This is a genomic window from Pseudomonas sp. P5_B2 (assembly GCF_056400445.1).
The window spans coordinates 1-11252 of record NZ_JBFULH010000118.1; the positions used below are offsets into that span (position 1 = coordinate 1).

The following is an 11252-nucleotide window of genomic DNA, read 5'->3' on the forward strand; positions in this document are numbered from 1 at the left end:
TCGCGAGCAAGCTCGGCTCCTACAGGTTTCTTCTGTTGATCGGGGTTATTTCAGCGCCGGGTCTCCCATGTTCATTTTCTTCCAGGCCTGCAACAGCACCTGCGCTTTCGGTTCCTGGCCATTGCCCAGGTAGTACTGGATCAACGTCAGCCGCGCATTGCGGTTGACCGGCTGCACTTTGAGCAACCGCTCCAGCACGTCACAGGCCTCTTCGACTTTGCCGCTGTCATGCAATGCCACTGCCAGCACGTAGCTGTACTGGCCGTTCTGCGGTTCCAGTTGCGCCGCTTTGCGTAACGCCGACATGGCCTGGTCAGATTTGCCCGCACGTACCAGCGACAAGCCTTGGGTGTACTGCAACAGTGCGGCGTCCGGGTGGTCTTTCAAACCTTGTGCCAGCAGCGTTTGCGCTTCCTGGCGTTGGCCATTGGCTTCCAGCCATTGCACCAGCGATACCAGCGCTGGGTAAAAGTCCGGATCGCGCTTGAGGGCCGTGCGCAGGTACTTTTCGACCTCGTCATTGCGGCCACTGGCCTGATAGAACATGCCCAGGTTGAGGTTGGCTTCGGCCCGTTCCAGCAGGCTCAACTGTGCCGCTTCGTACTCGGCGATGGCCGCATTCCAGCTCGCCTGGGCGCTGCCCAAGCCCGTGCCGGCGACACTCAGCAGATCCCGGGCCGCGGCGATCCGCACAGCCTTCACCGGGTCGGTCAACAATGGCGTCAACAGTGGCGCACGCTCGGGGGGTGGCAGGAGCGCGTTAATAGCCCTCACGGCACTTTCACGCACCTGTGGCTCCGGGTTGCTCAGGTCCTTGGTGGCCAGTTTCAACCCCTGTTCACTCGGGTACAGCGCCAACTCGCCCAGCAAGGTCGCCCGTTGAATTGCCGGCAAATTGCTGCGCTGCAGCTGCTCATACAAGGCTTGCGCGGCACCGGGCTGGCCGTTTCGAACCAGCCACAGGCTTTCGTCGTAACGCGCGGCCTGTGCGGTGGGCACGCTGTTCCACAGTTTGAATTGTTCGGTGACCTTATCCCCGTCCTTGCCCTGGTGGCAGGTGAGACAGGCGTCCGGTGTGCCGAGTTTTTTCGCCCGTTCCGGGTTGGGAATACTGAAACTGTGGTCATGCCGGAAATCATTGCCCATGTAGAATTTGCCGGGCATATGGCAATCCACGCATTGCGAACCCGGTTGGCCCATGGTGTGGCGAGTGTGTTCGATGGCGTCGTAGTTTTTCGCTTGCAGGCCCTTGCCATTGACGCCTTCCACCGACGTTTTGCCCGCCGTGTTGTGGCATTGCAGGCAAACGCCGTTGCCGGGTGCCTTGAGCTCGTTGCTGTGCGGGTTATGGCAGTTGCTGCAGCGCACACCTTTGTCGAACATTTTGCTTTGGGCGAAGGAGCCGTGTTCAAACACTTCGTCCTTGATCTTGCCATCCAGCGCATACAACTCGCGGGTCAGGGCGCTTGGCAGGTAGTCATCCATCAGGCGTTTGCCGGGGGTGTAGCCATCGCTCAGTGGTGCGCGGCGCGAATGGCAGCGGGAACAGGTCTCGAGTTCGACAGTCGCGTTCTTGTCCTTGAGGTCGAGGGCAAAACCGGCATGAATCAAATCACCTTTTTTCGCCGTCCATTCCAGGTGATTGGAGGCCGGGCCGTGGCAGGCCTGGCAGCCGACACCGAGGCTGTTCCATTGACTGTCAAAGGTGTTTTTGGCGGCGTCGTAATTGCGTTTGTAGCCCGTGGTATGGCACTCGACGCACATGAAATTGGCGTTCTGGCTCGGCTTGCTCCAGTGCAACGGGTTCTTGAAGTTCACGCCCTGGCCCGCATAGAGGTGGAACCAGCGGTGTTTCTCGGTATCCCAGGCCACGCCCAAAGGTTGCAAGCGACCTTCGCCGACCTCGATCAGGTATTGCTGCAACGGCGCGATGCCGAAGGTGTAGGCCACCTTGAAATCGGCGTTCTTGCCGTCGATGCCCGGTGTATTGACCCAGAACTCGTCGCCCTTGCGCGAGAAAACGGTGGTTTCGTTTTCGCCTTTGAAGGTGACGTTTTTGAAGTCGCCCAGCATCGTCTCGGCATTCGCTTCCTGCATCGCCAATTGGTGATGGGAGCCTTGCCAGTCCTTGACCTGCTCGCTGTGGCAACCTTGGCATTGTTGCTCATCGACCATCTTCGCCGGAGTCACTGCAACCGGTTGGGGTTTGGCTGGTTGCGCGGCAGGGGGACTGACGGGCACGGGTTTTAGCGGTGCCGGTGTGCTGCTGAACAGAAACCAGCCAATAGCAATGACCGCCAGCAGCAAGGCACTGATGGTCACGGGGAAAAGGTAACGATTGATCAGGTTCGGTTGCGAATCAGGGTTTGCTGCGTTGTTTTTATGCTTCGGCATTACGACTTCCGTAGTCCAGGTGCGTTTGCCTTATGTGGCGCGCGGTCAATCTGAGTGCAGCTTTGACGGATGCCGGGCATCTGTCAAATGACGGTTGTGAAAAGATCCTCGAGTCTTACTCGGCACCCCCTACAAACCAGCGGTAATACGGGTTGCCGCCATCTCCATTCATCACTTCACGGATGTCCTTGGCCCATGCGTCGCGGTCACCGTCATACGCGTGCAGGCTCGCCCGATAGAACTGCATCAGGCGCTGCTGATGGGCGTTCATGCGCTCGGTGAACCCGGCATCGGCGTTCAGCAGCGGCGCTGGCTGACGCAAGTCCAGCAGGGCCGGCAACACGCGGCTGATTTCCTTTGCACGCACCCATGGGGCGTATTCGATACGGGGTTGATCATCGGTGACCGGCAGCGCATCGGCGGCAAAACGTTCCAGGCCGGCGCGGTCGGTCACCCACGTCGCGAGCAACGCAGCGGCTGAGCCGATGCCCACATCCTGCAAGGTGCTGCGCACGGTTTCCTGCTGGAAGCGCTGGCTGATTTTCTCGGCATCCAGTTCGATAGGTTCCATCGAGCCCACCAGCAGCATTTCGTGGAACTCGCTGGTCCACAATGTCGCATAGGGGAAGACGTCGAGGAAGCTGCGCACCAGCGAGCGCGAGTCGTCGATATTCTGGGTCGGCAACGGCAACCATTGCGCGACCAGGCCTTTTTTCTCCAGGCGACTGGCGGCCAATTGGTAGAAGTCACGGGAATACAGATTCACCACGCCGGCAGCGGAGGGCGGTGGTGGTTCGAGGGTGATCAGGTCGTAGAGCTGCGGGCTGCGCAGCAGTTCCTGGCGGCCGTCGCGCAGGCGCACATCCACCGTTGGGTCGGCGGCGGCATTGAAGTTGCCTTTGAACAATGGCGCGGCTTTGACCACCGAGGGCAGCAATTCGGCGACGACGCGATGTTCCAGCCCCGGATAGCGAGTCAGGGCGCCGGCGGTAATGCCGGTGCCGAAACCGATCACCAGCGCCGAGCGCGGTTCGCCGTTGTGGATCAGCAGCGGCAAAAGTGCCTGAATCCGCATGTAGCGCAGCGATGGCATGGCGTCGCCGGTGTTCGAAACACCCTGGATATACAGGCGCTGGAAAGCCTTCTGCCCTTTGCCCTGGGTGACTACAGCCACGGTGCCGCCGCGTCCTTCTTCGTAGAACGCTAGTGTGCCGTTGCGAGCGCCGGGCAGCAGGCTGGCCAGTTTGTTGACCGGGGTGAAGATCGCTAAGGCCACCGATAGCAGACCAATAACCACCACACCCTGACGCCGGCCTTTCTTGACGTGATTCCCCTTGCGCACCGCGAAATAGCCGATCCCGGCCGCGACAATCGCCAGCAGGCCCAAGGTACGCACCAGCCCCAGCAACGGGATCAGCAGAAACCCGCAGAGCATCACGCCGACAATCCCGCCCAGGGTGTTGAACGCCACCACCGCGCCAACGTCGCGACCGACTCGTTCAGGGCCGACGCTCAAGCGCAGGGCCAACGGGAACGCCGCCCCCAGCAGCAAGGTCGGGACAAACACGATGCTCAGCGCCGCCACGGCAAACCGTGCGCTCATGCCCAGCAGTTCGCTACCGCCCATGGCCAGCGCCACGATTTCGGCCTGGGATTGCAAAAACACCAGCCAGCGCCCGAGAAACGCCACTTCCAGCAACGCGATCAAACCGGCGCCGGCAATCAGCAAGCCAAACACGCCCCAGGGATCACGAATGCGATCAACCCGACGGGCTAGCAGGGCGCTGCCGATGAACAAACCCGTGAGGTAGGTCGCCAACACCACGGCAAACGCATAGGTACGGGTGCTCATGAATTGCACGATGGATTGCGACCAGACCACTTCGTAGCCCAGGGCCACACCGCCCGCGATGGAATAGAGCCACAGCGCCAGTCGATCCGGTGCATTTGCCGCGTGATGTTTGACCGGGGTTTCGACCGGCACCGGGCGCTGGCGTTGAAACCACAAGGCGCCGACGGCGGCCAGCAAGTTCAGCATCGCGGCGGCGAGGGCACTACCGCGCACGCCGAGGGTGGCGATCAGCACGAAGGCGGCGAGTAGGGTGCCAGCAATCGCGCCAGCCGTGTTGGCAGCATAGAGTTGGCCGCCAGCCTTCCCCAAGTGTTGCGGATCGTTGGCCAGCGAGCGAACCAGCACCGGCAGCGTGCCGCCCATCAACAGCGCGGGAATCCCCACCAGCGCAAACGGCAAGACCCATGCCGCCAGGCCGACGTGCTGTTCCAGCCAGGCGAATGGACTGGCGGCCATGCTCATCGCAAATGTCGCACCGACGCCCAACACCGCCACCAGCACTTCCAGCCCCGCATACAGCAGAACCGGGTGCTGCAGGCGATCAGCCCAACGCCCGAACAGCAAACCACCCAAGGCCAACCCGGCAAAAAATGCACTGATGCCGGTGGTGATCGCATACACCTCGACGCCGACCACCAGCGACAACTGCTTGATCCACAGCACCTGGTACACCAGCGCTGCGGCGCCGGAGACGAACAGCAGCAGGGCAGGAATCAGCAGGGCCGGGGACGCGGCGCTGTGAGGGGCGGGTATGGCCGACGACTTGCTGGCGACACGTGAGGACATTGCGGGTTGCCTTGTGCAATTTCTGAATATTGATCGTTCCCACGCTCTGCGTGGGAATGCAGCCCGGGACGCTCTGCGCCCCATACCGTAGCGGACGCGGAGCGTCCGTTGAGGCATTCCCACGCAGAGCGTGGGAACGATCGGGCTAAAAATAAGGCCGCCCGCCGGTGAGGGCGAGCGGCGGTCATGCGATCTTACTGTGCAGCCTGTTGAGCTCTCATTTTTTCAGCGATCTTCGCATCTACCTGAGCACGGATCTGGTCAATGCTGAAGCTGGCCGGTTTCTGGCTTGGAGGATAGTCAATGAAGGTCTGCAAGAACTTCGCTGACTTCGTCGTGGCGACCGCGACAAGGTAGACGTTTTTCATCAACCAGTCGTAATACTGGTCGGAAACCACGTCGGCGCGCTCGTACGGGTCCATCCGCAAGTTGAAGATTTTCGGTACTCGCAGGCAAACGAATGGTTCACTCCATACCTTGAAGCCGCCTGGTTCACGTTGTTCACAGAACACCGCTTTCCAGTTGTCGAAACGCATGGAGACCAGCATGCCGTCGTCGTTGAAGTAGTAGAACTCGCGACGTTCACCTTTTGGCGCCTGGCCAGTCAGGTAAGGCAGTTGGTTGTAGCCATCAAGGTGCACTTTGAAGTTGGTGCCGCCGGATGTTGGCGTCCAGCCTTTGAGGAGCTTTTCCTTGACCTCGGTATCGCCGGCAGCGGCCATTAGCGTCGGGAACCAGTCCAGCCCGGAGAACATCTCGTTGGACACTTCGCCCGCTTTGATCTTACCTGGCCAACGGATCATGGCCGGTACGCGAAAGGCACCTTCCCAGTTGGAGTTTTTCTCGTTACGGAACGGCGTGGTTGCCGCGTCCGGCCAGGAGAACTGGTTCGGGCCGTTGTCAGTGGTGTAGACGACGATGGTGTTGTCGGCAACTTTCAGGTCGTCGATGGTTTTCAGCAGCTTGCCCACATCGCCGTCGTGCTCAAGCATGCCATCGGCATACTCGTTGCCCGGCATCCCGCTTTGCCCGGCCATCGATTCGCGTACGTGAGTAAACGCATGCATACGCGTGGTGTTCATCCAGACGAAGAACGGTTTGTCCGCCTTGACCTGTTTCTCAATGAACGCTTGCGCGGCGGCGGTGGTTTCGTCGTCGATGGTTTCCATGCGTTTTTTGGTCAACGCACCGGTGTCTTCGATTTTGCCATCCGCGAAACTGTGGATCACACCACGCGGAGAGTTAGCCTTGACGAATTCCGTGTCGTCCTTCGGCCAATACGGGCGCTCTGGTTCCTCTTCCGCGTTGAGGTGATACAGGTTGCCGAAAAACTCATCAAACCCGTGATTGGTCGGCAGGAACTCGTCCTTGTCGCCCAAATGGTTCTTACCGAACTGACCCGTCGCGTAGCCCAATGGCTTGAGCGCTTGAGCGAGGGTGATGTCACGTTTCTGCAGGCCTACCGGTGCGCCCGGTACGCCAACCTTCGACAGACCGGTACGCAGCGGTGTCTGACCGGTAATGAACGATGACCGTCCTGCCGTGCAGCTGTTCTCCGCGTAATAGTCGGTGAACATCATGCCTTCCTTGGCAATCCGGTCGATGTTCGGCGTCTTGTAGCCGACCACGCCCATGGAATAGGCACTGATATTGGTCTGGCCGATGTCATCGCCGAAGATCACCAGAATGTTGGGTTTTTCAGCGGCCCCGGCAGTTGCCGAAATCGCCATGACCGAGGCTGCCACGAAGGCGAGTTTCGGTAGCCACTTGTGTATGCGAGTCATCTGACTTGCTCCTTTTACTGACTTGCGTCGCCTGATGCGACAAACGTTTATTGCGGTCCTGCGTTACGCTTTTTTTTACTGCACTTGCTCGGGGGGGGCGGCGTCGTAAGGGTAGATCCGCTGCCATTCGGCGGCCATGTCCACGACGGTCCAGCCACGGGAATTTGCTTCGTCCAGCGCCTTGTCCAGGCGGCCGATGTCTGACTTGCGGTCATAGGCCCATTCGCGTTTGGCGTCGGTGTGGTGCACCAGGCCCATGAATCGCTTGCCGCTGCCTGCGGCGGTCCATTGCAGCATCTGCAAGTCTCCGTCGGAGTTGCCGAAGGCGAGGATCGGCCGCTTGCCGATCACCGCGTCGATGCTTTCCGGCTTACCCGGGCCGTCGTCGTTGTGGGCCAGTTTCGGGGTGCGCAGGATCGAGGTTTTACCATCGGCGTACTGGAACGCTGTGACAAACGTCGTACCGATGACCTGCTCTGGCGGGATGCCGTAGACCTTCTGGGCGAAGGCGCGCATGAACCCGGTGTCACCGCCGGAAACGATGTAGGGCTTGAAGTCCTGGCTGCGCAGGTAGTCGAGCAATTCCAGCATCGGCTGGAACACCATCTCGGTGTACAACTTGCCGGTTTTCGGATGCCTGGCCTGAGTCAGCCAGGTCTTGGCGTAGTCATCGAACGCCTCTGTGGTCATGCCGGTGTGGGTCGCACCAAAGATTTTCATCAGGCCTTCCAGGCCGGAAGCTGCCAACGCCTTGTGATCGTTTTCCAGCACGGCCTGGAACGGCTGGGTGGTTTTCCATTCCGGGTGTTGCGGTGCGGTGCGCTTGACCTCTTCGAGGGCAAACAACAGTTCGAAGTACATCGGCTGCTCACTCCACAAGGTACCGTCGTTGTCGAACACCGCGATGCGGTCTTCGGGTTTGACGAAGTCCTTGCTGGATGGATCGGTGACCGACTGAACGAACTCGATGATGTTTTTCTTCGAGGGACCGTCGTTCCACGAGGGCAACGGTTCGGCGGCTTGCGCGAGCAGCGGCAGGGCCAGCGCAAAGAGCAGTGTCAGCCCGAAGCGGTGACGGATCGATCGCGGGTTCGTCATTGGATATCCTTTTCGTGAGCAGGGTTTAATGGACGCAAGGCTGAAACAACCTTGGTTGGGTGCAGTTCAGCCTGATTTTGCAGCGTCGCCAAAGAACGTTTGAGTTCGTGCAACGCTTGGGCTTCGGTTGGCGCGCGGCCATAGCAGGCGCGCAGCAAATCTTGGAGTCGGGGGCTGAGAACGCTCAATTTCAGGCCCAGATGGCGGCGTTTGAGCCACAGGTACAAGGCACTCAGTTGCGCAGGCTTGCCGTCGATTTGCCGCGGAATCTGCCGCCAGGCGTAGTCGGCGGACTCCAGCCATGCCGCGTGCCGCGCTTGGCGGCGGGTCTGTGCGGCGAGGTAAGCGCGATGTACGAACGGAAGGGCGAACCAGGCACATAGCGCGACCACCATCAGCAGCGCCGAAAGCCCCAGCCAGTGCCCGGAAAGGTGCACGCGACTTTGCTGACCGAGTTTTTTCAGGTCGTCGGCAATCGAGAAAACCGGTTTGTAAGCGTTGTTGGCCGCAGCCTCGAAGGTTATGGCCGGGACTTGTGCGGTGCGGGTTTGCTGGCTGCTGGCGTCCCACCATTTCAGCTCAATGGCCGGCAGGCTGTAACGGCCTTCGGAGTCGACGCGGTAGGTCATCGTGTCGATACGTTGGCCGCCGTTGAAGTTGCCTCGACCATCATCCAGATTGCTGATTTTGGGGCTCTTCGGGTAACGGCTCAAACCGCTGATATCGCCCATCGCGGGTGCCGGCAGCGACATGGCCATGGCGTTGTCAGCCTGCAAGGTCAGCTGCCGGGTGATGCTGTCGCCGACCTTCAATGGCTTCGCTGAGTTGACGATTGTTTGCGTGAAGCGCAGACCTTGCGCCACCAGCACCGGTTCGCCGGGTTTGAACCCCGGTGGTTGCGCGGCGGTGAAGTGCAACGGCTGGCTTTGCGCGCTCAGTGGGGCGCTGGCCTGGCCAGGTGTGGCCTGAACGGTCAGCGGCGGGATGTCGAAACCCTGGACCAGATTCGGAGTGATCCGGTAGGTGTAGCGCATGCCATTGAAGGATTTGCCATCGAGGCTCTGATTGATGTGCTCGGCATGGCCGTCCGGTGGCAGCACCAGGGCGCCGGGAAGCTTCAGGTCGGGCAGGCTCGGGGCTGCGGTGAACCAGCTGTCGGTGAGGACGTCGAGTTGCAGCTCCACAAGGCCGCCGACCATGACTGAGGTGGCGGGTTGCAGGTGGGTCTGGACGCGGAGGTCGGGTTCGGCGGCTGGGGTGGCGGTAGTGAAAAGGCAGAGGAGCAGGCCTGTTAATTTGATAGTGACTGGTCGGACGCCTTCGCGAGCAAGCCCGCTCCCACAGGGGATCTTCAGCGCACACAAATCAACTGTGGGAGCTAGCCTGCTGGCGATGGCCATCACTCGGTTCATGGTTTGCCCCCCGCCTGATCCTGCAAACTGAATTTCTGCTTGAGGAACTTCGCCGGCGAAGTGCTCAGGTTCTGTAGCCACAACTCATCCGACGTGGCCTGTTCGGTCTGCACCGGTTTGCTCTGGCCCTTGCCCGGAGCCTTGTCCATTTTGATTTCGTCAGGTTTGACCTCGGGCGTGTTTTGCTCGGCGCTGTCGGTGTCTTTCTGCAACGCAATCGCCAACGCCAGGTTGGCCGTGGCTTCCGGGAATTGCGGTTGTAGCTTCAGTGCCTGGGTGTACGCGGCAATTGCCTGATCAAACTTGAAGCGCCGCACGTAAGTATTGCCCAGGTAGAAATACGCCTGCGGCGTTTCCAGTCGGGCGAAACTGGCCAGTGCCAGGTCGAAATCCGCTGCGTTATAGGCGGCGATGCCTTTCCAGTACGGATCGACAAAATGCGCGGCGGCCAGGGGGAAGTGCTGGTGTTCGAAGGCCCAGCGGCCTTGCTGATCGGGAGTGAAGAACGCATCGGTCAGGGCGTTGGCTTCGGCGCTGGAGGGCTGCAGACCGATGCCCAGTGCCAGCAACAAACCGGCCATCCAGTTCAGGCTCCAGCCCTTGCGCACGCTGAAAAACGCGAGCAGCAGCAACGGCCAGCACAGCCAGTAACCGGCGTCTTTCCAGTGCAATTCGCGCTGTTCATCGCTGGCACTCTGGAAATGCTGCTGGGCGTGCAGTTCAACCCAATCCAGATCGTCGTTATTCAGCGTGAGGCTGCCCAACGGTGCGTCCACGGCTGAAGCGAGTTGCTTTAACGCTGCCTGATCAAAACTTCCGAGCACCGGGCGACCGTTGCTGTCGGTGCGTGGCTGGCCGCTGGCGTCGTGGAGGATGCCGCCATCCTCACTGCCCACCGCGAGGATCAGCACTTGTAGCGCACTGTTCTGCAGTTGCTTGTCCAGCCCGGCGAGCTGCGAAGTATCGGCGCCATCGGTGATCAGCAACAGCGTGCCCGGGGTTTTCTCGGCCGCCAGCAGGTGTTTGGCTTGCTCGATCACGGCGCCGACGTTTTTGCCTTGTTTGGCGATCAGGTCGGTGCTCAGGGCTTGAATGAACGTCTCCAGCAAGGCCGGATCATCGGTGGGCGGCAACACCAGGTGCGCGCTGCCGGCGTAGGCGATCAGCGCGTTGCGCGCACCGGCGCGGCGCTGGATAAGGTCGTGCAGCTTGTGCTTGGCCGCTTCCAGACGACTCGGCGGCACGTCGTTGGCGTCCATCGACGGCGACAGGTCGAGGGCGATGATCAGCGGCGCACGATTTTCCAGGAAGTCCGGACGATCCTGTTCCCAGGTCGGCCCGGCGGCGGCAACAGCGCCCAGAATCAACACGGCGCAGACCAGATGCACTGGTCTGAAGCGTTGTTGATCCTGCGGCGTGATCAGCAGGTGCGGCAGCAAGTGCTCGGCTATGTTACTGCGCAAGCGTCGTTGCAAGTCGCGGCTGCGGCGCCAGAGTATCGGCAGTAAGGCGGCGAACGGCACGAGTAAAAGCCAGAGCGGGCGCAGGAAGTGGAAGTCGCTGAAATTGATCTCCATCTCAAACCTCCTGCCGCTGACGCGCGAGTATCAGGTGCGGACGGAGCAGGGCGCCCAGGTGATACAGCGCCAGCAAACCGATGGCGGCACCGAGCGGCCACCCAGAGTGTGTAAAAACGCACATTAGGGCCTTGTCGGCGCGAAGAGCCTACGGCCGCTCGCTGAGTGAGTCCGCTTAAGGCACCATAGTTGATCAATATCGCATCGGTGCCCTTCAGCAAGGTTCTACAGCTATCTAGATCGTCCAGAACGAACCTTTTCAGGCCGACAGCGCCTTCATCAAACCATTAGCACCCATGATTTTCATGACCCGTTTCAAATTGTAGGCGAGCACGTTCAAGCTCATCTC

Annotated in this window: 6 protein-coding genes; all 6 read right to left on the reverse strand. The window is 60.5% G+C overall.

What is annotated here, in order from left to right:
• Nucleotides 1–45 precede the first annotated feature (45 nt).
• Complete coding sequence (locus AC1DRJ_RS12345) at nt 46–2394, reverse strand: tetratricopeptide repeat protein (RefSeq protein ID WP_477802393.1); 2349 nt, start codon at nt 2392–2394, stop codon at nt 46–48.
• Between the two features lie 115 nt (nt 2395–2509).
• Nucleotides 2510–5032 (reverse strand): fused MFS/spermidine synthase, encoded by a 2523-nt coding sequence (locus AC1DRJ_RS12350; protein WP_477802394.1) that lies wholly within the window; start codon nt 5030–5032, stop codon nt 2510–2512.
• A gap of 194 nt (nt 5033–5226) precedes the next feature.
• Nucleotides 5227–6816 carry an arylsulfatase gene (locus tag AC1DRJ_RS12355; RefSeq protein WP_477802395.1) on the reverse strand — a complete coding sequence of 530 codons (1590 nt, stop codon included), beginning with the start codon at nt 6814–6816 and terminating at the stop codon, nt 5227–5229.
• Between the two features lie 75 nt (nt 6817–6891).
• Nucleotides 6892–7914, reverse strand: a complete 1023-nt coding sequence (locus tag AC1DRJ_RS12360) for an HAD family hydrolase (RefSeq protein WP_477802396.1) — start codon at nt 7912–7914, stop codon at nt 6892–6894.
• Entirely contained in the window at nt 7911–9326 is a 1416-nt protein-coding gene (locus tag AC1DRJ_RS12365) for a BatD family protein (protein ID WP_477802397.1), read from the reverse strand. The genes AC1DRJ_RS12360 and AC1DRJ_RS12365 overlap by 4 nt, the downstream gene beginning before the upstream one ends.
• Nucleotides 9323–10903: a VWA domain-containing protein gene (locus AC1DRJ_RS12370; protein ID WP_477802398.1), complete on the reverse strand. Its 1581-nt coding sequence runs from the start codon at nt 10901–10903 to the stop codon at nt 9323–9325. The genes AC1DRJ_RS12365 and AC1DRJ_RS12370 overlap by 4 nt, the downstream gene beginning before the upstream one ends.
• Nucleotides 10904–11252: the final 349 nt, after the last annotated feature.

What these genes read in the sequence shown, in the direction of transcription:
- AC1DRJ_RS12345 (WP_477802393.1), bottom strand. Translation starts at nt 2,394, where the DNA reads ATGCCGAAGCATAAAAACAACGCAGCAAACCCTGATTCGCAACCGAAC.
- AC1DRJ_RS12350 (WP_477802394.1), bottom strand. Translation starts at nt 5,032, where the DNA reads ATGTCCTCACGTGTCGCCAGCAAGTCGTCGGCCATACCCGCCCCTCAC.
- AC1DRJ_RS12355 (WP_477802395.1), bottom strand. Translation starts at nt 6,816, where the DNA reads ATGACTCGCATACACAAGTGGCTACCGAAACTCGCCTTCGTGGCAGCC.
- AC1DRJ_RS12360 (WP_477802396.1), bottom strand. Translation starts at nt 7,914, where the DNA reads ATGACGAACCCGCGATCGATCCGTCACCGCTTCGGGCTGACACTGCTC.
- AC1DRJ_RS12365 (WP_477802397.1), bottom strand. Translation starts at nt 9,326, where the DNA reads ATGAACCGAGTGATGGCCATCGCCAGCAGGCTAGCTCCCACAGTTGAT.
- AC1DRJ_RS12370 (WP_477802398.1), bottom strand. Translation starts at nt 10,903, where the DNA reads ATGGAGATCAATTTCAGCGACTTCCACTTCCTGCGCCCGCTCTGGCTT.